This is a genomic window from Pseudomonas sp. 05L36 (genome assembly GCF_056398125.1).
Genome location: NZ_JBFTOU010000003.1, coordinates 191,076 through 211,817 on the forward strand (window position 1 = coordinate 191,076; position 20,742 = coordinate 211,817).

18 protein-coding genes are annotated in these 20,742 nt (G+C 59.8%); 11 read left to right on the plus strand and 7 right to left on the minus strand.

Annotation, left to right across the window (positions count from 1 at the left end):
• Both gacA and AC1DKH_RS04635 read right to left on the minus strand, forming a co-directional pair.
• Nucleotides 1–642 (minus strand): response regulator transcription factor GacA, encoded by a 642-nt coding sequence (gacA, locus tag AC1DKH_RS04630; protein WP_008015884.1) that lies wholly within the window; start codon nucleotides 640–642, stop codon nucleotides 1–3.
• 97 nt (nucleotides 643–739) lie between these two features.
• On the minus strand, nucleotides 740–1,213 hold the full coding sequence (locus tag AC1DKH_RS04635) for a GNAT family N-acetyltransferase (RefSeq protein WP_477757092.1): 474 nt from the start codon (nucleotides 1,211–1,213) through the stop codon (nucleotides 740–742).
• A gap of 664 nt (nucleotides 1,214–1,877) precedes the next feature.
• On the opposite strand from AC1DKH_RS04635, the gene AC1DKH_RS04640 reads away from it, so the two are divergent.
• Complete coding sequence (locus AC1DKH_RS04640; RefSeq protein ID WP_477797556.1) at nucleotides 1,878–2,957, plus strand: 3-deoxy-7-phosphoheptulonate synthase; 1,080 nt, start codon at nucleotides 1,878–1,880, stop codon at nucleotides 2,955–2,957.
• 57 nt (nucleotides 2,958–3,014) lie between these two features.
• Here AC1DKH_RS04640 and AC1DKH_RS04645 read toward each other — a convergent pair whose 3' ends face one another.
• Nucleotides 3,015–4,079: a hypothetical protein gene (locus AC1DKH_RS04645; RefSeq protein WP_477756368.1), complete on the minus strand. Its 1,065-nt coding sequence runs from the start codon at nucleotides 4,077–4,079 to the stop codon at nucleotides 3,015–3,017.
• A 338-nt stretch (nucleotides 4,080–4,417) separates the two neighbouring features.
• Between AC1DKH_RS04645 and AC1DKH_RS04650 the strand changes: the two genes are divergently transcribed.
• The 9 genes from AC1DKH_RS04650 to AC1DKH_RS04690 all read left to right on the plus strand — a co-directional run bounded on the left by AC1DKH_RS04650 (nucleotide 4,418) and on the right by AC1DKH_RS04690 (nucleotide 15,382).
• On the plus strand, nucleotides 4,418–5,299 hold the full coding sequence (locus tag AC1DKH_RS04650; protein ID WP_477797557.1) for an esterase/lipase family protein: 882 nt from the start codon (nucleotides 4,418–4,420) through the stop codon (nucleotides 5,297–5,299).
• Nucleotides 5,300–5,405: 106 nt separating this feature from the next.
• Nucleotides 5,406–5,687 (plus strand): peptidylprolyl isomerase, encoded by a 282-nt coding sequence (locus AC1DKH_RS04655; protein ID WP_477756370.1) that lies wholly within the window; start codon nucleotides 5,406–5,408, stop codon nucleotides 5,685–5,687.
• Nucleotides 5,688–5,822: 135 nt separating this feature from the next.
• Nucleotides 5,823–7,691 (plus strand): extracellular solute-binding protein, encoded by a 1,869-nt coding sequence (locus AC1DKH_RS04660; protein WP_477797558.1) that lies wholly within the window; start codon nucleotides 5,823–5,825, stop codon nucleotides 7,689–7,691.
• A complete protein-coding gene (locus tag AC1DKH_RS04665) occupies nucleotides 7,691–8,752 on the plus strand; it encodes a microcin C ABC transporter permease YejB (protein ID WP_477797559.1) in 1,062 nt (353 codons plus the stop codon). The genes AC1DKH_RS04660 and AC1DKH_RS04665 overlap by 1 nt, the downstream gene beginning before the upstream one ends.
• Nucleotides 8,752–9,774, plus strand: coding sequence for an ABC transporter permease (locus AC1DKH_RS04670; protein WP_477759960.1), 1,023 nt, complete (start codon nucleotides 8,752–8,754; stop codon nucleotides 9,772–9,774). Before AC1DKH_RS04665 ends, AC1DKH_RS04670 begins: the two co-directional genes overlap by 1 nt.
• 13 nt (nucleotides 9,775–9,787) lie before the next feature.
• A complete protein-coding gene (locus tag AC1DKH_RS04675) occupies nucleotides 9,788–11,365 on the plus strand; it encodes an ABC transporter ATP-binding protein (RefSeq protein WP_477759959.1) in 1,578 nt (525 codons plus the stop codon).
• A 140-nt stretch (nucleotides 11,366–11,505) separates the two neighbouring features.
• Nucleotides 11,506–12,921, plus strand: a complete 1,416-nt coding sequence (locus AC1DKH_RS04680; RefSeq protein ID WP_477797560.1) for a sigma-54 interaction domain-containing protein — start codon at nucleotides 11,506–11,508, stop codon at nucleotides 12,919–12,921.
• 288 nt (nucleotides 12,922–13,209) lie between these two features.
• Nucleotides 13,210–14,601, plus strand: coding sequence for a GntP family permease (locus AC1DKH_RS04685; RefSeq protein WP_150723644.1), 1,392 nt, complete (start codon nucleotides 13,210–13,212; stop codon nucleotides 14,599–14,601).
• Nucleotides 14,602–14,608: 7 nt separating this feature from the next.
• A complete protein-coding gene (locus AC1DKH_RS04690; RefSeq protein WP_477759958.1) occupies nucleotides 14,609–15,382 on the plus strand; it encodes a 3-hydroxybutyrate dehydrogenase in 774 nt (257 codons plus the stop codon).
• Between the two features lie 154 nt (nucleotides 15,383–15,536).
• On the opposite strand, the gene AC1DKH_RS04695 is transcribed toward AC1DKH_RS04690, so the two are convergent.
• From AC1DKH_RS04695 to AC1DKH_RS04705, 3 genes are all read right to left on the minus strand, one after another.
• A complete protein-coding gene (locus AC1DKH_RS04695; protein WP_477797561.1) occupies nucleotides 15,537–16,319 on the minus strand; it encodes a DeoR/GlpR family DNA-binding transcription regulator in 783 nt (260 codons plus the stop codon).
• Nucleotides 16,320–16,617: 298 nt separating this feature from the next.
• A complete protein-coding gene (gene ppk2, locus AC1DKH_RS04700) occupies nucleotides 16,618–17,436 on the minus strand; it encodes a polyphosphate kinase 2 (RefSeq protein WP_477797562.1) in 819 nt (272 codons plus the stop codon).
• Nucleotides 17,437–17,494: 58 nt separating this feature from the next.
• On the minus strand, nucleotides 17,495–19,216 hold the full coding sequence (locus AC1DKH_RS04705) for a SulP family inorganic anion transporter (protein ID WP_477797563.1): 1,722 nt from the start codon (nucleotides 19,214–19,216) through the stop codon (nucleotides 17,495–17,497).
• A gap of 324 nt (nucleotides 19,217–19,540) precedes the next feature.
• On the opposite strand from AC1DKH_RS04705, the gene AC1DKH_RS04710 reads away from it, so the two are divergent.
• Entirely contained in the window at nucleotides 19,541–19,993 is a 453-nt protein-coding gene (locus AC1DKH_RS04710; RefSeq protein WP_477797564.1) for a hypothetical protein, read from the plus strand.
• A gap of 247 nt (nucleotides 19,994–20,240) precedes the next feature.
• Here AC1DKH_RS04710 and AC1DKH_RS04715 read toward each other — a convergent pair whose 3' ends face one another.
• Nucleotides 20,241–20,738 (minus strand): hypothetical protein, encoded by a 498-nt coding sequence (locus AC1DKH_RS04715; protein ID WP_477797565.1) that lies wholly within the window; start codon nucleotides 20,736–20,738, stop codon nucleotides 20,241–20,243.
• Between the last annotated feature and the right edge of the window lie 4 nt (nucleotides 20,739–20,742).

Below are 20,742 nucleotides of genomic sequence, written 5' to 3' on the forward strand. Positions count from 1 at the left end.
TCAGAGGCTGGCGTCGACCATACCGTGACGAACCGCCAACAGCGTCAATTCGACATCACTGCTGATCGAAAGCTTTTCGAAGATGCGGTAACGGTAGGTGTTCACGGTTTTCGGGGACAGGCACAACTTATCGGAAATGATCTGTACTTTCTGGCAGCCGACGATCATCAGCGCGATCTGGATTTCCCGCTCCGACAAGGCATCGAAAGGCGAATCGTTGGTGGGCTGGAAGGACTTGATCGCCAGCTGCTGGGCAATTTGCGGGCTGATGTAGCGTTGTCCGGCGAATACCAGGCGGATGGCCTGGACCATTTCCGGCAAACCCGCCCCTTTGGTCAGGTACCCTGCCGCCCCTGCCTGCAACAGCCGCGTAGGAAACGGGTCCTCTTCACACACGGTCACCGCGACGACTTTGATATCCGGATGACTGCGCAATAATTTGCGAGTGGCTTCAAGACCGCCGATACCCGGCATCTTGACGTCCATCAGCACCACATCGGGTTTCAGCTCACGCGCCTTGAGCAGGGATTCCTCTCCCGACTCGGCTTGGCCGACTACTTGCAGGCCATCGATGTCAGCCAGCATTCGTGTAATGCCTGTACGAACGAGATCATGGTCATCGACTACTAGCACCCTAATCAAGCAGACACCTCGCAATATGGTCTTATTGGATTGCCAGACACCTTAGCAAAAAGCATCTGGCAGACCTAGCGGAAAGCATCAGATTAAAAGTTTCAATTCATCTTGAAAGGCTTGTTGCAAGCGTGTTGCAGCAATCCCGATCGGAGAAATCCAGCTGCATCCTCAAGAAACATTCGTCCTTGCCCACCACCCTTAATCCCTTGCGCCCGTACAACGCTTGCGCCGGGTTGTTTTCGAAAACCGTCAGGCGCAACGCCGGACGCCGCTCCTTGCACGCCAGAGCCAGCACCTGATCGATCGCCCAGGTTCCAGTGCCCTGCCCACGAAACGCTTCGACAATATGCAATTCGCGGATGTACAAGGCTCTGGCATCACGGCTCAGACTGACATAACCCAGGACATTTTCGCCGCATACGATCAACCGGTTGTCGCGCCCTGCCCAGGCCACATCAAACGCCTCGTCCTGCCACAGCAGATCATGCTGAATGTAGTAGCGCAGCATGCCACTACAGGTCAGTTCGCGGGCGAACTTCAGGTCATCAGGCGATGCCGGACGCCATTGACGCTCCATCATTCCAGCTCCACTGCGAGGGACAGTACCGTCATGAGGCGTCCTTGTGACGATGTGTTTTTTGTTGAGGCGCAGAGTGTGTCACAACCTTCGGGGCACTCAAGCGATAGAAAGCGGGGTCGTTGGCCGATAGCATTTTCTGATTGAATCTGCGTACCGGCCTCTAGTAAGCTCAACCCATCCATCGGAGACAGACCATGTTCAACACCCTCTTACAGCCTCGTACCGCCAGCGCCCTGCGCTCGGTTGCGGCTGCCCGGGTGAACGACGGTTGTGCTCCGGTCAGCTTTTATTTTGGGTATTGGTTTAGCCACTGGCGCGCCTGATACCCACACGGCGCCCACTTTAAACGGGTCGCCACCAGAGAATTCTCAACCCCCGGTCGGCCTCCCGACCGGGGGTTTTGTTTTTTTCAGTCCCAACACTTTTAGCCACACACCAGACATTTAGAGGATTCAGCACATGAACTACGCCACTGATTACCGTTACGACAGTTTTACCGCCTGGCGATTTACCACCCTCCGCTCGGGACAGCCTGCCGCCTCCGATCGGTCACCCACAGGTGGCAAGCACACACACGCAGCCAATCTGGCCAATTGTCGAACACCCCAGTAGGGCCGAGCGCGCGGGCACGAACCCGCCACCAGCCCAGGAAGCCTTGAATATGAACTCGTCCGTCTCCGCACTGCCGCTGTCCACCATGAGCCCTGCCAATGAAGCGCTGACCCTGCGCCTGCCCAGCTCATTGCAACTCAAACAGCAATTACCCCTCAGCAATGCCCTGTCCCGGCAAGTCACCGCCCACCGCCAGGCGGTTCGCGCGATCCTCAACGGTGAAGACTCCCGCTTGCTGGTCATCGTCGGCCCATGCTCGATACACGATCCCAAGTCAGCCCTCGAATACGCTGGCAACCTTGCCCGCCTCGCCGCCGAAGTCAGCGACGAAATGCTGCTGGTGATGCGCGCCTACGTCGAAAAACCCCGTACCACGGTTGGCTGGAAAGGCCTGGCCTACGACCCACACCTGGATGGCAGCGATGACATGGCCGCTGGCCTGACGCTATCCCGCGAGCTGATGTGCGAAATGCTCCGCCTGGGCCTGCCCGTTGCCACTGAACTGCTGCAACCGATGGCGGCCGGCTACTTCGACGATCTGTTGAGCTGGGTGGCGATTGGCGCCCGGACCACGGAGTCGCAGATCCATCGGGAAATGGCCAGCGGCCTGGGGATGCCGGTCGGTTTCAAGAACGGAACTGACGGCGGTGTCGGTGTCGCCAGCGACGCCATGCGTTCCGCCGCCCATCCCCATCGCCATTTCGGTGTCGATAGCCAGGGACATCCGGCGATCATTCAAACCCCGGGCAATGCGGACACTCACCTGGTATTGCGCGGCGGCCATCGCGGGCCGAACTACGACAGCGCCAGCGTTGTCCAGGTAAACAGCGACCTGACCAGGCTCAAAATTCCGGCTCGAATCATGGTCGATTGCAGTCACGCCAATAGCGGCAAAGACCCGTTGCGCCAGCCAGCCGTGTTCAAGGATGTACTTGAACAGCGTCTGCAAGGTGACCGTTCGCTGATCGGCATGATGATCGAGAGCCATTTGTTAGAGGGCTGCCAGCCGTTGAGTTCGTCATTGCAATACGGTGTGTCAGTGACTGATGGCTGCCTCGGTTGGACCGGGACAGAACGACTGTTGCTTGATGCAGCAGATCGGCTGCGGGCATCAAACAACGCCCGATAATTGGCATCATCCTTTCGCCCTCCGGCCTTCATGCGAAGACTGGAGGGCAAATGGCAATCAATGCCCCATCAGGGACTGCACCTGAACCAGTGTCACTCCGGATTGCTGGCGGGTGCCGTCAAGGCGCTCGACTGAATAGGAAACACGGATCGCGGAATCTCGATGCTCCCTCCAGAACCGGTAGGGAACGATGAACACCAACGGCTCGCCCGCAGTGTCTCTGGTTACTTCGCGCTCGTTACAGTGATTGAATTTCTCCCCGTCGCATCTCAGGTAAATCAGTTCACCTTTATCAGCCCTGGCGTTTTCGATGACGACAGTCACGCCATCCTGTGCATCATGCAGATCCACCCAACCTTCGTCGGCCTCCAGCACAATGGGCCCTGGCAGTGGTCGCCGTTCCAGGATGTCAACCATCAGTGCCGTCACTTCAGAGTAACGAGGCCCCTGACCTGCTTGCTTGACGCAATAATCGATGGAAACGGAGGAGCCCAGATTCGACGCAATGCACTCCGGGCTGACCCAAAACGACAGCTCCTCCCCCACAGCAAAGGACTCGACCTTGAGTGCATCACTGAAACTTCCTTCGACCGAAACGCCAGCCCAGGCCAGCAATACCCAGTCGCCCGCCGCCATGCGTGCATAGGGTTTGATCGTAACGATCGCCCCTTCTTTCACCCGATCCGGATCAAGCGTTCTACCCACCGCGTCGTTCACTGTCGCAGGCAACAGGTCGGATTGCACATCACCCACACTCAGTTGCAAACGGTGGGAGTGCAAGGGCTCGGCAAAACGGGTGCTCGTGAGTGAGTAACTGATTTCGAGTGAACCACCGTCAAGCGTCGCTATATGTGCGCTAACCACGGCAAAGATCATGTCCTCGCCGACCCGGTCCTCAGTGACAAACCGCGCGACCTGATGATTGCAGGCGACGCCATCAGCATCCAGACCCGCCCAACTCAATAGCAATTTGTCGCCGCAAGTCATGCCCGGATAAGGCTGGACCCTGATGACGGCTTTTCTGTCAGAGGGGTTCAGAACGCCGTTTTCCGCCTGTTCAAGAATTGGAGGTGGTAATGGTTGCTGCGCGAGATTCAAGGTATCGGGTTCATAAACAGTCATTCATTCGCTCCAGTCCTTGGAATAAACACCGAACAGGTGGCCGGCTTTGGATGACGACTATTTAACCTCACGGCAAACAGCCGCGATGTCGGCCTCTCACCCCGGCTCACTCGGAAAATCGATACATACGAAGTAGGTCTTTGATCAGCAGCAACCTGATTGCCGTGAAAAGTCATCAGTTTATTCCGACTAAGGCCTCAGCCGCTCTTGAGCATTCGCACTTGTTCTATTCCGCTTTCCGCAAGTTTCGGCGGACTTTTCATACATCGCGCCAACCACGAGTGTTTTAGAGTGAAACGCCATGCAGTCCCAACGAACTTCTGTGCAAAGGTATGAACATGCAAAGGAATGCAAGCACTTGTTATCCAATACTGCTGGCCCACGGCCTTTTCGGCTTCGAAAGAATCGGCAAATTCGAACTCTTTCACGACATCAGGCAGGCGCTGAGGAACGCCGGAGCAAGGGTGTTCGTCCCCTACTTGTCGGCCACCCATGACAACGAGGTACGCGGTGACCAATTGCTCACGCAGATCGAGCGGGTACTTGAAGGAACCGGTGCACGCAAAGTCAACCTCATAGGTCATGGCCAGGGCGCACTGACCGCACGTTATGCCGCAGCGATCGCGCCACACAGCGTGGCGTCGGTGACCTCCGTCAGCGGGCCGAATCATGGTTCGGAACTGGCCGATTTCCTGCGCAAGGCATTGACACCAGGCAGTCTGCCGGAACAGGTGGCCGAGACGGTGGTGACCCTGTTCACCGACTTCCTGGCAGCATTAAGCGATAATCAGTACCAACCGAAAAACGCCATTGCGGCCCTCAATGCGCTGACCACCGAAGGCGTAGGCGCATTCAACGACAAATACCCGCAAGGGCTGCCCACCATCTGGGGTGGCAAGGGGCGCGAACGGGTCAACGGTGTGCGTTACTACTCGTGGAGCGGCGTGCTGCAGTCGAATGTTCTCGAAGCAGGGCTCAATGCGTTCGATCCGCTCAACGCGTTCTGCCGGGCCCTTTCCGGTTATTTCGTCACGGAAAGCGAGCAGAACGACGGGTTGGTCGGTCGCTTCAGTTCCCATCTGGGTACGGTTATCCGCTCCGACTATGCGCTGGATCATCTGGACACCATTGGTCAACCGACCGGCCAGTTGCGCACAGGTGTCGACCCGATCGAACTGTATGTCCAGCATGCCAAACGCTTGAGAGACGCTGGCCTTTGAGGTGCCACCTGCCGTGATCCCGTGTGGAACGGAACTTTGAGGAGAAATAGCTCACGGAATCCGGTAGGCTCAGCGCTTTATCGAATATTGAAAGGAGAATTTTTCCATGGCTAAAGCCACTGCCCGTCACATCCTTGTTGCCTCGCAAGAAAAGTGCAACGAACTCAAGGCCCAAATCGAGGCTGGCACCGATTTCGCTGAAGTTGCCAAGGCAAACTCCACTTGCCCTTCCAGCCGCCAGGGCGGTGACCTGGGTTCGTTCGGCCCGGGCCAGATGGTCAAGGAATTCGACACCGTGGTTTTCAGCGCACCAATCAACGTGGTTCAGGGCCCGGTCAAGACCCAGTTCGGTTTCCACCTGCTGGAAGTGACCAGCCGCCAGGACTGATCGACGCTTGAGTTACTCTCACAACGGCCCGCCTTTTGGTGGGCCGTTGTGTTTCAGGTGCGTAATTCGGCTGGCGAGGGACGCGCCGCTAGCGTACAAATTGTCGTTAACGACCACCCGGCTCCAAGGCTGACAATGCGACTGGCTTTCCCTACCTTGTTATTCACTGCCGTGACCCTGCTGACGGCTGCAGCGGGTGTGAATGCAGCACCGCAACCGGCAATGACCGTGTACGGCGAACCGGCGAAATACCCTGCCGGCTTCAGTCATTTCGCCTACACCAACCCGCAGGCCCCCAAGGGCGGCACGATGCGGCGCTCGGCGATCGAAATCGGTCAGTTCGACCACGTTTTGCCTTACATCGACAAAGGCATCGGCGTCACACAGATCGACGGTTTGCTCTATTCACCACTGGCCCAGCGCTCGCTGGACGAGCCTTACACCGTGTACGGTCTGGTGGCAGAGAAGATGGAGCGCTCCGAGGACGGCCTGTCCCTGCGCTTTTACCTCAACCCCAAGGCGCGTTTTGCCGATGGCAAACCGATTACCGCCTCAGACGTGCGTTACACCTTCGACCTGCTGATGACCCAGGGCAGCCTGCGTTACCGCACCCAGTTCGCCGACGTCAAAAGCGTCGAAGTGGAATCGCCACTGACCGTGCGCTTTGATTTCAAGAACAACGAAAATCGCACCCTGCCCCTGGATATCGCGACCTTGCCGGTGTTTCCCGAACACTGGTGGAAGAGCCGCGATTTCGCCGGTGGCGGCGGCTATGAAGCGCCGTTGGGCAGCGGCCCCTATAAAGTCGGCAAGATCGATTCCGGACGCAGCATCACCTTCGAGCGCAATCCCGATTGGTGGGGCAAGGACCTGCCGGTCAGTCGTGGCCTGTACAACTTCGATCACTTCAGCATCGAGTACTTCGGCGATACCGACGTGGCGCGCCAGGTCCTGCGCGGCGGCGCCTTTGACTACAACCGGGAATTTTCCGCCACCGGCTATTCCATCGGCTACGACAGCCCGGCCCTGAGCGACGGTCGCCTGCAAAAGGCCCACCTCGCCACCGAGGCACCGCAGCCGGCCCAGGGTTTTGTGTTCAATCTGCAAAAGCCCATGTTCCAGGACCGTCGCGTGCGCCAGGCGCTGGTGATGTTGTGGGACTTCGAGTGGAGCAACCGGCAGATGATGCGTGACATGTACATCCGCCAGCAGAGCTTCTTTTCCAACACCGACCTCGCGGCCCGGCAACTGCCGGATGCCGGTGAGCTGGCGATTCTCGAACCGCTGCGCGGGCAGATTCCCGACGAAGTCTTCACCCAGGTGTTCGAAGCGCCGAAGACCGATGGCAGCGGCGTGATTCGCGACAAGCAGCTGCAAGCCCTGGACTTGCTCGAACAGGCCGGCTGGAAACCCGTTGGCGACCAACTGGTCAATGCCGACGGCGAGCCGCTGAGCTTCACCTTCCTGGTCAGTCAGAACGGCATGGACCGCCTGCTGCTGCCCTATAAGCGCACCTTGAAACAGATCGGCATCGACCTGAACATCCGCCGCATCGACTCGTCCCAGTACGTCAATCGCCTGATGAACCGCGACTACGACATGATCGTCACCGGCTACCCGGTCACCACCTCTCCGGGAAACGAACTGCTCAATTATTTCGGCTCGGCGGCAGCCACCGACCCTGGTTCCAACAACTACATGGTGTTGAAGAACCCGGCGGTGGACACGCTGATCACCGGGCTGATCCGCGCCAATACCCAGGCTGACATGCTGCATTACGCCCATGCCCTGGATCGGGTGCTGCAATGGAATTACTACTGGATTCCCAACTATTACCCGCCGGGCACCTCGACGGTGTGGTGGAACCGCTTTGGCATCCCGAACGTGCAGGCGAGCAATGACGAAGCCATCGAGAGCTGGTGGGAGATGAGCACCACGCCATTGACCAACCAACAGATGACGGCCGAGCGTATCAGCCGTGGCAAACCCGGAGGGCCGCACTGATGTGGGCTTACATATTGCGGCGCCTGCTGCTGATCATTCCGACGCTGGTGATCATTCTCCTGGTCAACTTTGTCATCGTCCAGGCAGCGCCGGGCGGGCCGGTCGAACAGGCCATCGCACACCTGCAAGGCATTGGCGGCGCCGCAGTCGGCGGCGGTTCCGGCGAAGCCATGAGTGGCAAGTCCCGGGCCAGTCGCGGGCTCGATCCGCAGCTGATCAAGGACATTGAAAAACAGTACGGCTTCGATAAACCGGCACACGAACGCCTCTGGCTGATGCTCACCAGCTACGCGCGCCTGGACTTCGGCAAGAGCTTCTTCCGCGGTGCCACCGTCACCGACCTGATCCTCGAAAAAATGCCCGTGACCATTTCCCTCGGGCTTTGGGCGACGCTGATCACCTATCTGGTGTCGATTCCCCTGGGCATCCGCAAGGCCGTGCACCATGGCAGCCAGTTCGACATCTGGAGCAGTACCGCGATCATCATCGGCTATGCCATGCCGGCGTTCCTGTTTGCGATGTTCCTGATCGTGGTCTTTGCCGGTGGCACTTCGCTGAACTGGTTCCCGGTTCGCGGGCTGGTCTCGGACAACTTCGAATCGCTGTCGACCATAGGCAAAGTGGCCGACTACTTCTGGCATCTGGTGTTGCCGGTGACCGCGCTGGTGATCGGCGGTTTCGCCACGCTGACCATCCTGACCAAGAACTCGTTCCTCAATGAAATCACCCGCCAGTACGTGGTCACCGCCCGGGCCAAGGGTTTGAGTGAACGGCGGGTACTGTATGGACACGTATTCCGCAACGCCATGCTGCTGGTGGTGTCGGGCATACCCCAGGCCTTTATCAGTGTATTTTTTGCCGGCTCCCTGCTGATCGAAGTGATCTTCTCCCTCGACGGCCTGGGCCGCATGAGCTACGAAGCGGCGGTATCCCGGGACTATCCGGTGGTGTTCGGTTCGCTGTTCATCTTCACCCTGTTCGGCCTTTTGATAAAACTGCTCGGCGACCTCTGCTACACCCTGGTCGACCCGCGTATCGACTTTGCCGCGAGGAACGCCTGATGCTCAAGCTTTCACCGCTGGCGCGTCGGCGCTTCGAGCGCTTCAAGAGAAACCGCCGGGGCTGGTGGTCGCTCTGGCTGTTTGTCGGCCTGTTCCTGATGACCCTGGGCGGCGAACTGATCGCCAACGACAAACCGCTGATGGTCAGCTATCAAGGCCAGTGGTACTTCCCGGTCTTCAAGCGCCACACCGAACTGGAGTTCGGCGGGCATCTGCCGTTCCAGGCCGACTACCGCAGCGACTACGTGCAGAAGTTGATCAAGAAGGACGGTGGCTGGTTGCTGTTTCCGCCGATTCCGTTCAGTGACGACACGCCCAACTATGACCTGGATAAACCCGCCCCCAGCCCGCCCTCCAGCGTCAATTGGCTGGGCACCGACGACCAGGCACGGGACGTTCTGGCCCGGGTGATCTTCGGTGCCCGGGTGTCGATCCTGTTTGCCTTGATGCTGACCTTTGTCAGTGCCCTGATCGGCATCGCGGCCGGGGCCCTGCAAGGCTATTACGGCGGCTGGGTGGATTTGCTCGGCCAGCGCCTGCTGGAGGTGTGGTCCGGGTTGCCGGTGCTGTATCTGCTGATCATCCTGTCGGGCTTCGTCGAGCCGAATTTCTGGTGGCTGCTGGGGATCATGGCGCTGTTTTCATGGCTGGCCCTGGTGGACGTGGTGCGCGCCGAGTTCCTGCGCGGGCGCAACCTGGAGTACGTCAAGGCCGCGCGCGCGCTGGGCCTGACTGACCGCAAAGTCATCGTGCGGCACATTCTGCCCAACGCCATGAACGCGACCTTGAGCTACTTGCCGTTCATTCTCACCGGGGCGATTTCCACCCTGACGGCGCTGGACTTCCTCGGCTTCGGCATGCCTGCGGGCAGCGCTTCCCTGGGCGAACTGATCGGCCAGGGCAAGCAGAACCTGCAAGCGCCGTGGTTGGGCCTGACGGCGTTCTTCACCCTGGCGCTCATTCTTTCTTTACTGGTGTTCATTGGCGAAGCGCTGCGCGACGCTTTTGATCCCCGCTCTTGATGCGGATGTTGATATGACCAACCTGATCGAAATCCGTGACCTCAGCGTGGCCTTCAGCGGCCAGACCGTGGTGCGCAATCTGTGCCTGGACATCCGCCCCGGCGAATGCCTGGCGCTGGTGGGTGAATCGGGCTCGGGCAAGTCGGTGACGGCCCACTCGATCCTGCAACTGCTGCCACAAACCGATACCGAGACGACGGGCAGCATCCGCTATCGCGGCCAGGAACTGGTGGGCGCCGATGCCGGCAAGTTGCGAAAACTGCGCGGCAATCGCATCGCGATGATCTTCCAGGAGCCGATGACCTCCCTCAACCCGCTGCACAGCATCGAAAAGCAGATCGGCGAAACGCTGCTGGTGCACAAAGGCCTGGCGGGCAAGGCGGCGCAAGAGCGGATTCTTGAATTGCTGCACCTGGTGGGCATCCAGAAACCCGAGGAACGCCTCAAGGCCTATCCCCATCAATTGTCCGGCGGGCAGCGCCAGCGGGTGATGATCGCCATGGCCCTGGCGTGCGAACCGGAACTGCTGATCGCCGACGAACCGACCACTGCGCTGGATGTGACAGTGCAGCGCAAGATCCTGTTGCTGCTCAAATCCCTGCAACAGCGACTGGGCATGTCGCTGCTGCTGATCAGCCATGACCTCAATCTGGTACGCAGCATCGCCCAGCGCGTGTGCGTGATGAAGGCCGGGGAAATCGTCGAGCAGGCGCCTTGCGAAGTCCTTTTCACCGAACCGAAGCACCCTTACAGCTGCGTATTGCTGCACGCCGAACCCGAGGGCGAAGCCTTGCCCCGGGACGAGCGCGAAAACGTACTGGAGGTGGACAACCTGCAGGTGCGGTTTCCCGTCGGTGGCGGCCTGTTTCAACGCAAGACCTGGCTGCGCGCGGTCGATGGTATCAGCCTGAATATTCAGCGCGGCAAAACCCTGGGCATCGTCGGTGAGTCCGGTTCCGGCAAGTCCACGCTCGGTCAGGCGATTCTGCGTTTGCTCGACTCCGAAGGCAGCATCCGCTTTCAGGGCCAGGCGCTGGACGACCTGACGCAAAAACAGCTGCGACCGTGGCGCAAGAAGATGCAGGTGGTGTTCCAGGACCCCTTCGGCAGCCTCAGCCCAAGGATGTCCGTGGCGCAAATCATCAGCGAAGGCCTGGAAGTGCACAGCCAGTTGAGCACTGAAGAGTGCAATGCCGAAGTGATCCGGGCACTGAGCGAAGTCGGGCTCGACCCGCAAAGTCGCCATCGCTATCCCCACGAGTTCTCCGGGGGGCAACGCCAGCGCATCGCCATCGCCCGGGCGCTGGTGCTGAAGCCGGCGCTGATCCTGCTCGACGAACCGACCTCGGCGCTCGACCGCACGGTACAGAAACAAGTGGTCGCCCTGCTCCGCCAGCTTCAGGAAAAACACGGTTTGACCTACCTGTTCATCAGCCATGACCTGGCGGTGGTGCGCGCCCTGGCCCACGACATGATCGTGATCAAGGATGGCAAAGTGGTGGAGCGCGGCGCCAGCCATGAGGTGTTTGACTCACCGCAGCATCCGTACACCAAGGAGCTGTTGGCGGCGGCGATGTTGGGGCAGGCATAATCCTGACTCTGGACCGAGTCGCAGCCTTCGCTGGCAAGCCAGCTCCTACAGTTGATCTGTGTCGTTCACAAATCCCCTGTAGGAGCTGGCTTGCCAGCGAAGAGGCCAGCACAGCCAACACATCATCAGGACCAACACCCATGAACACCACCGAAAGCCTCAAGGACTACCAGCGCGTTCGCTTGCTGGCGATCCGTTCGTTGTTCGAAATCATCGAGCAATCGAGTGAAGGCACGGTGATTGTCGACCGCGATGCCAATATCGTCTGGATGAATGAGCGCTATGCCCGGCGCTTCGGCCTGCAATCGGCCGAAGTCGCAATCGGCAAGCCCTGCGAAAGCGTGATCCCCGGCAGCCTGCTGCGTGAGGTGGTGCGCAGCGGCCGGCCGATTTTGCTGGATATGCAAGACACCCCCAAAGAGCCGCTGGTGGTCATGCGCCTGCCGATTCATGACGATGCCGGCGTGGTGATCGGTGCCATTGGTTTCGCCCTGTTCGATGAATTGCGCAGCCTGTCGCCGATGCTCAAGCGCTACATGAGCATGCAGGAAGAACTGGCCTCCACCCGCTCGCTGCTGCGGGCGCGGCAAACCAAATACAACTTCGCCCATTTCATCGGCACCAGCACCGCCAGCCTGGAAGTCAAACGCCGCGCCCGGCGCAGTGCGAGTACCGAATCGCCGGTGCTGTTGCTTGGTGAAACCGGCACCGGTAAGGAGTTGCTGGCCCAGGCGATCCACAATGCCTCGCCCCGTACACACAAGGCGTTTGTCAGTGTCAACAGCGCGGCGATTCCCGAATCGCTGCTGGAGGCCGAATTCTTCGGCACAGCCCCTGGCGCATTTACCGGTGCCGACCGCAAGGGCCGCGCCGGCAAATTGCAGATTGCCCAGGGCGGAACGCTGTTCCTCGATGAAATCGGCGACATGCCGCTGCCCCTGCAAAGCAAACTACTGCGAGTATTGCAGGAAAAGGAATTCGAGCCGGTGGGCTCCAACGAAGTGATCCAGAGCGATGTGCGGGTGATCGCCGCGACCTCCACGGACCTCGAAGCTGCGATCAAGCGCGGCGAATTCCGCGCCGACTTGTACTACCGGCTCAACGTGCTGCCGATCCAGGTTCCGCCCCTGCGCGACCGCCTGGATGACGTGCCGGCGCTCAGTGAAGCGATTCTCGAGGAACTGCGCAGCCAGCATGAACTGCACCACGAAGCCCTCGAACTGTTGGGCCAACACGCCTGGCCGGGGAACATCCGGGAGCTGCGCAATGTGCTGGAGCGGGCCGCACTGCTCAGTGATGACTTGCGCCTGACGGCGGCGGACATCCGCTCGGCGATTGGTACGTTCACCCAGGTGGAGCGCGTGGCGCCCTTGACCATCGAACCGCTTGCCCATGAGACGTTCAGTGCGGCGCGGGAGCGATTTGACCGGCAATTGATTGAGTCCACCCTCGCGCAATGTGGGGGCAAGGTGGTCGATGCCGCGGCGCGGCTGGGGCTTGGCCGGTCGACGTTGTACAAGAAGATGGTGGCGTTGGGGATTGCTGAATCTCATTAAAGAGACACATATCTCGATTGATAGAAAGTCCATCGCGAGCAAGCTCGCTCCCACATTTGATCGCCTACTTCTTGAGTACACGGGCAACCTGTGGGAGCGGGCTTGCCCGCGATGAGGCCAGCACTGCCAAAGAAAGTCTCAAATCAGAGACAAAATCACCCGATAGAACCACCATTCTAAAAATATATCCTTATATTTCAACGACTTAACCATCTGGCACAAAACTCGCTATACGCCTCTCCTACCAGGCTTCACCCAACAAAAATAACAACCCAGGAGAGACACACGATGAGTGTGATCATTGCCTTGGCAGCCCTCGCGCTGCTGATGCTGGCTGCCTACCGTGGCTACAGCGTTATCCTTTTTGCCCCGATTGCCGCCCTCGGCGCTGTCCTGCTGACTGACCCGTCTGCCGTCGCCCCCGCTTTCACCGGGGTGTTCATGGAAAAAATGGTCGGTTTCATCAAACTGTATTTCCCGGTATTCCTGCTCGGCGCGGTGTTCGGCAAGCTGATCGAACTGTCCGGTTTCTCGCGCTCCATCGTCGCGGCGGCGATTCGCCTGCTCGGCACCCGCCAGGCGATGCTGGTGATCGTGCTGGTCTGCGCCCTGCTGACCTACGGTGGTGTGTCGTTGTTTGTGGTGGTGTTCGCGGTCTATCCGTTTGCCGCTGAAATGTTCCGCCAGAGCAACATCCCCAAGCGGCTGATCCCGGCGACCATTGCCCTGGGCGCCTTCTCGTTCACCATGGACGCCCTGCCCGGCACGCCACAAATCCAGAACATCATCCCCAGCACCTTCTTCAACACCACCGCGTGGGCGGCGCCGTGGCTGGGGGTGATCGGCACAATCTTCGTGTTCTGTGCCGGCATGCTGTTTCTCCAGCGTCAGCGCAACAAGGCCCAGCGTGCCGGTGAAGGCTATGGTTCTGACCTGCGTAACGAACCGGAAACCGCCGCCGACCTCAAGCTGCCCAACCCGTGGCTGGCGCTGTCGCCACTGCTGGCGGTGGGCATCATGAACCTGCTGTTCACCCACTGGATTCCGCAGGTGTACGGCAAGACCCACAGCCTCGCGCTGCCAGGCATGGCCGCGCCAGTGACCACGGAAATCGCCAAGCTCACGGCGATCTGGGCGGTCCAGGCAGCCTTGCTGGTCGGCATCCTCATGGTGCTGGCGTTCGGCTACAAGGCGATCAGCCGCAAGCTCGCCGAAGGCAGTAAAAGTGCAGTCAGCGGTGCCTTGCTGGCGGCGATGAACACCGCCTCGGAATACGGTTTCGGCGCAGTGATCGCGTCTTTGCCGGGCTTTCTGGTGCTGGCCGACTGGCTCAAGAGCATCCCCAACCCACTGGTCAACGAAGCGATTACCGTGACCCTGCTGGCCGGCATCACCGGTTCCGCCTCGGGTGGCATGAGCATCGCGCTGGCGGCGATGTCCGAGCAGTTCATCAGCGCCGCCCATGCGGCGAACATTCCGCTGGAAGTGCTGCACCGGGTCGCCGCCATGGCCAGCGGTGGCATGGACACCCTGCCGCACAACGGCGCCGTCATTACCCTGCTGGCGGTCACCGGGCTGACCCACCGCGAAGCTTACAAAGACATTTTCTGTATTACGCTGATCAAGACCCTGGCGGTTTTCGTAGTGATCGGCACCTTCTACGCCACTGGCATTGTGTGAGGTATTCATGACGACTCTTTCGGGCAAGACCGCACTGGTCACCGGTTCCACCAGCGGCATCGGCCTGGGGATAGCCCTCAGCCTGGCCAAGGCCGGGGCCAACCTGATCCTCAACGGCTTTGGCGATGCATCCAAGGTGATTGCCGAAGTCGAACAGTTCGGCGGCAAGGTCGGCCATCACCCGGCCGATGTCAGCGATCCGGCTCAAATTGCCGACATGATCGCCTACGCCGAGCGCGAGTTTGGCGGCGTCGACATTCTGGTCAACAACGCTGGCATTCAACACGTGGCAGCGGTGGATGAGTTCCCGGTGGAGCGCTGGGATTCGATCATCGCCATCAACCTGTCGTCGGTGTTCCACAGCACCCGTTTGAGCCTGCCGGGCATGCGCGCCAAGGGCTGGGGCCGGGTGATCAACATTGCTTCGGTACATGGCCTGGTCGGCTCGGTGGGCAAGTCAGCCTATGTCGCCGCCAAGCACGGGGTGATCGGCTTGACCAAAGTGGTCGCGCTGGAAACCGCAACCACCCAGGTCACCTGCAACGCGATCTGCCCAGGCTGGGTATTGACGCCACTGGTGCAGAAGCAAATTGATGATCGTGCCGCCAGAGGGGTTGATCCGCAGCAGGCGCAACACGATTTGCTCGCAGAAAAGCAGCCATCGCTGGAGTTCGTGACACCGCCGCAACTGGGTGAACTGGTGCTGTTTTTGTGCAGCGAAGCCGGCAGCCAGGTGCGGGGCGCGGCATGGAATGTTGATGGTGGGTGGTTGGCGCAGTGACCATCTGCCAGACCGCGTTATCGTTCATCGCGAGCAAGCTCGCTCCCACAGGATTTGTACCGTTCCCAAATTCGGCGTCAAACACAAAACCTGTGGGAGCGGGCTTGCCCGCGAAGGGGCCGGAACATTCAATACACCTGCCAGCAAAAAACGCTCAAGCCTGCACCACCTCGATCCCCAACGCCCGGTAGTCCTCGACATTGCCTGACGCCACATGCCGTTCGGTGATCAACGTGTGCACGCGGTTACAAGGCGCGACGACAAAGGGCTCCACCGCGCCGAGCTTGTCCGCCGTGGTGACGGCAATCACATGGGAAGCACAGTCGAGCATCGCCTGTTTCACCGGTACTTCATCGAAGTGCAGTGAGCTTAAGCCCACCTGCGGGTGAATCGCGCAGACCCCGGTAAACAGCAGATCGGCCTTGATGCCCGCCAGCAGCCGCAGGGTTTCGTGGCCGCTGGCCGACATCGTCGCCGGGTTGAGCTGGCCGCCGGCCAGGATCACCTTGATGCCTTGGTATTCGGACAAGGTAATGGCCGTCATCGGCGACGCGGTGATCGCGGTGATGGCGATGTCCGCCGGCAGCGAACGCGCAATCTGCAAGGTGGTGGTGCCGGAATCGAACACCACGATCTGACCGTCCTGCACCCGTCGCGCGGCCAGTTGCGCCAGATGGGTTTTCACCTCGTCGGTTTCGCTTATCCGGGTGAAATAGTCCTTGCCCGTATCCTTGGGCCGCGGCAACGCCCCGCCGTGCACCCGTTGCACCAGGCCGGCGCTGGCCAGCTCCGCCAGATCGCGGCGGATGGTGTCTTCGGATACCGCGAAATGCTGGCTCAACTCCGAGGCCATGACCTTGCCGTCACGTTCGAGGATCAACAGGATTTTTTGTCGGCGCACCGATGGAAGTTCGGCAGCAGAATGGTTGTCGTGCATGCTTTTGCTCGTTTATGCATGAAGTTGCGTGTTACACGAGAGTATCTGCAACCCGGCGCAAAAACAACGAACCGGCCAAGTATCATTTTTTTCGATCTTTCAAATCATTACGGCGAATTTTTTATTTTTCTGTGACCTGTTCAAGATGGCGCCGTCACTCATGTTTTGGATGGAAACTTCATGAATATCAATTTTGCCTTTGCGTGCATGATCGTGGTCTCGTTTACGATTGCGCTGGTTCACGCCTGATGGCCTGCAGCAGGAGCCGGCCTGGGCTGGCTCCTGCCCAATGCATCGATCAGAATTTTTCCTGGATGTACTTGTATGGATAGTTCGGCTCCCGGTAGTTACCGGGGTCTTGCCGTTTGGGCAGTTTCACTTTTGCCCGCGGTACTTCCTCGTAAGGAACGCTTTTCAGCACATCGCTGATGATGTTCAGCCGCGCCCGCCGCTTGTCATTGGAGTTGGCGACCCGCCAAGGGGCGAATTTGGTGTCGGTGTACTTGAACATGTCGTCCCGGGCACGGGAGTAGTCGTACCAACGGTTGTAGGACTTGAGGTCCATGGGTGACAGCTTCCAGATTTTGCGCCCGTCGGTGATACGTGCCTTGAGGCGACGGGTCTGTTCCTCCTCGCTCACTTCAAGCCAGTACTTGATCAGGATGATTCCCGATTCGACCAGTGCCTGTTCGACGCGCGGCGCCACGGTGAGAAACGTGCGCACCTGCTCTTCGCTGCAAAATCCCATGACCCGCTCGACCCCGGCGCGGTTGTACCAGCTGCGATCGAAGATCACCACTTCACCGGCCGCCGGCATGTGCGGCAGATAACGTTGCAAATACATCTGGCTTTTTTCCCGGTCGGTCGGTGCCGGCAACGCCATCACCCGGAACACTCGCGGACTGACCCGTTCGGTCAGTGCCTTGATGGTCCCGCCCTTGCCGGCGCCATCACGGCCCTCGAAGATGATGCAAATCTTCGCGCCCGTGTGCTGCACCCACTCCTGCAGCTTGACCAGCTCGACATGCAGCTTCGCCAGTTCCTCGAGATACACCTTGTTCTTGAGCTTGTCGCCTTCGACCGGTTTGCTTTTCGGTGCAGCCTTCTTCTTTGCCATGCCCGTTACCTCCTTCAATCCGTTACATAGCGTCCGGAGTGCACCCGGCCGCGTTCATTCAGCCTCGACTGCGCTGGTAATGTTCAACCGCCTGCTCCAGGTTCAGGAACATGCGCGCTTCACCCAGCGTACGACCCAACGGTGCCTTGGTGACCATGTCCCATACGCCAGGGCTCATGCCCACCAGCCACAGTGAAATGCCTTTTTCCCGCAGTTGCTGTTCCGCCCCGGTGAGCATTTTCAGGGCGGTGTACTCCAGGTCGAACACGCTGCGCAGGTCAAGAATCACCACGGCGGGCCTTGCATCTTCGATCAGGGGTCGCATCTTCATGCCGATGCGCTGGGCGTTGGCGAAAAAAATCCGCCCTTCAGGCCGAAGCAACAGCAGCCCGTCAAAGTGTTCGTCATCGAGGTGTTCGGCGGACTGCGGCCGATACACATTGGTGCCAGGCTTGCGCCCGAGGACATGCACGGGCGGGTCCGAGACCTGATAGGCCAGGGCCAGCAACGAGACGATAATCGCCACGACGATCCCTTGCAGCGTGCCCAGCAACATCACGCCGATCATGGCCACTACGGCCCAGGCAAATTCGGTACGGCGAACCGACAGGATCTCGCGAAATTCCGCCGGTTCGATCAGGCCCACCGAATACACAATCACCACGGCTGCGAGCGTGGCATTGGGCATCAGGCCAATCAGCGGCGCCAGCAGCAGGCAAGTACCCAAAGCCAGTGCTGCGGTGACCAGTGCGGCCAGTTGCGAACGGGCACCGGCCAAACGGTTCACCGCCGTTTGAGTGGTCCCGCCACCCGCGACCATGGCCCCGAGAAATGCGCCGCCGATGTTGGCAACGCCAGTGGCCAGCAGCTCCCGATTCGGCTGTGGCACGGGCTCGTCACTGCGGGCGAACGCACGCCCCGCCGCGATGGTTTCGGTGAAGCTCATCAGCGCGATGCCCATCGCCGAAGGCCACAGGGTTGCGGCCAGCGACCACACCGGCAGGGTCAGCGCGGGCAATCCGATCGGCACCAGGCCGACGGCGGACACACCAAAGCTCTCCAGGCCAAACAGGCTCATGCCAATGATGCCCAGCGCCACCGCAATCAACGGTGCGGGCAGCCGCGGCGTAAAAAGCTTCATGCCGACCAGCAGCAGGACCATGAACACACCGACCGCCACGGTGGGCAGCGAGGCATGACCGATGCTCTGAACCGTGGCCAGCAGATTGTGCAGGAAGCCACCTTTGTCGATGTGAGTACCGAGCAATTTGGGTAGCTGGTCGAGCACGATGACCACACCGATGCCGGCCTTGAAACCCACCAGTACCGGTTCGGAAATGAAATTGGCGACGAAGCCCAGGCGCAGCAACCCCGCGACGATCAGGATCGCGCCCACCATCAGGGCCAGCGTGGCGGAACCCGCGAGCAAGGTCGCCGCATCGCCGTCCGGGCTGATCTGGCCCAACGCGGAGCCGGCGAGAATGGCCAGGGTGGTCGTGGTGCTGACACTGAGCGGGCGCGAGGTACCGAGCACGGCATAGATCACCATCGGCACCAGCACCGTGTACAGCCCGACCTGCACAGGCAGGCCGGCAATCGTGGCGTACGCCAGCGCCTTGGGAATGACCACGGCCGCTGCCGTCAGCCCGGCGACCACATCGCCTCGCAGCCAGTCGGGCCGGTAATTGCCGAGCCATTGCGGGATCAACAGGCTGCGCATGGTACCCCGCGGTGGAGTGCCTGGACTCCGCTCTTGCGGATGGCTGCCTTGTTGATTCATGAGTCACTCCAGTCGCCAATCGTCCCATGCGGATGTTGAGTAGACTCAACTGACCGCACAATCCTTTAACTGCACGCGTAACCACTGCAAACCTTCATCGGCAGCGAGCACGTGTACCGGCAGGCAGTCCACGCAGGCTCGACCAGTTACAAATGTAGCCGGTTTGCACGGCTACGCCGCCATATGACTGGCGAAGGGGACAGACGCCCCACCATCACCGGTCAAAAATGGAAAGCCTTATATGGACGACGTCATGAAAGCGATAAATGAGCTATACCGGCTAACTCCCCCCCCATTGCAGTTCTTCAGCTCAGGAGTTTGGCAATGAAGCTCAAAACCTCACTGGCAGCACTCATGGTTGCGGCAAGCCTGTTTGGCTGCGCCACTTCATCGACCCACGGCGTGAACGTTACCCTGGTCGCCACCCGGCAAAACGCCGGTCAGATCGGCACCGTCACGTTGACCGACTGGGACAAGAAAACCGGGCTCAGTTTCTTCGTCAGCGGTGTTCCAACCGGGGTTATCCTGCCCTTGCGTCTTTACTCTTTCATCAATAACGGTAGCTGCCAGCAACCCGGGTCAGTCGCCTACGCGATGAACGACACCGTCAACACCGAACGCCAAGCCGTACGCGGCTGGTCTTTTACCAGAACCGCGCCTGTGCCGTTGCAGACGTTGCTTGACGGCAAGTATTCGGTGGTCGTGCGCACGGCAGCGACCGATGGCAACGTCGATATTTTTTGCGGGGATATCAAGCCTGAAGTGCCGGCGAAATAGCCGCGACCCTTTCAGGCCGGCCCTCGGTACCGCTCGTGCCACCGGTTGTCCGGTGCGAGCGGTGGCGTCTGGTGAGTGCAAATGGGGCCGGTAGAAGCTGCGGTCACGAACCTGTCATTACTCATTGATAAAGTCCTGGCGCTTTTGCGTGTCCGTGTAATGTCCGGCGATCAAATTCCAGTTGCAAAAAAACCCGCCTTTCAGCGGGTTTTGGGCTTTTCAGAAACTGATGTCTACAACCGCGAACTCAATGGGATTTTTTCGAGGTCGACAGTCCGGCTTTACTCAAGCCTTTGGTGTTGTGATCACCTGGCGTCGAAGCCGAAATAGCCCTGGCCTTGGAGATGCCGCGAGTATCCTTGGAATGGGCGAGGCCTGAGGTCGTGGTGCCATGACCGTTGTCATCGTTGCGCTCACTACCGTAGTGGTTCCCGCTCAGGCCATGGTCGCGCACGGATTTGCCAGCATGGTCGCTGTCCAGCCCGTTGCCGCGGCCGTTACTGCCAGAGTGGCCTGTACCGGCGTGTCCGCCACCCATACCGCCGCCGTGGCCTGCGCCGTTTCCGCCACCATTTCCGCCGCCGTTTCCACCGCCGCCACCGCCGCCGTTTCCGCCGCCACCGCCACCGCCGTCCTTCGCGTATGCGGAACCCATGATCGACAGGCCATCAGGGAGTAACGGGGCGGCTGCAAGCATCATGGCGCATGACATTACAGCAACGAGACTCTTGTTTTTAAAAAGCATGATT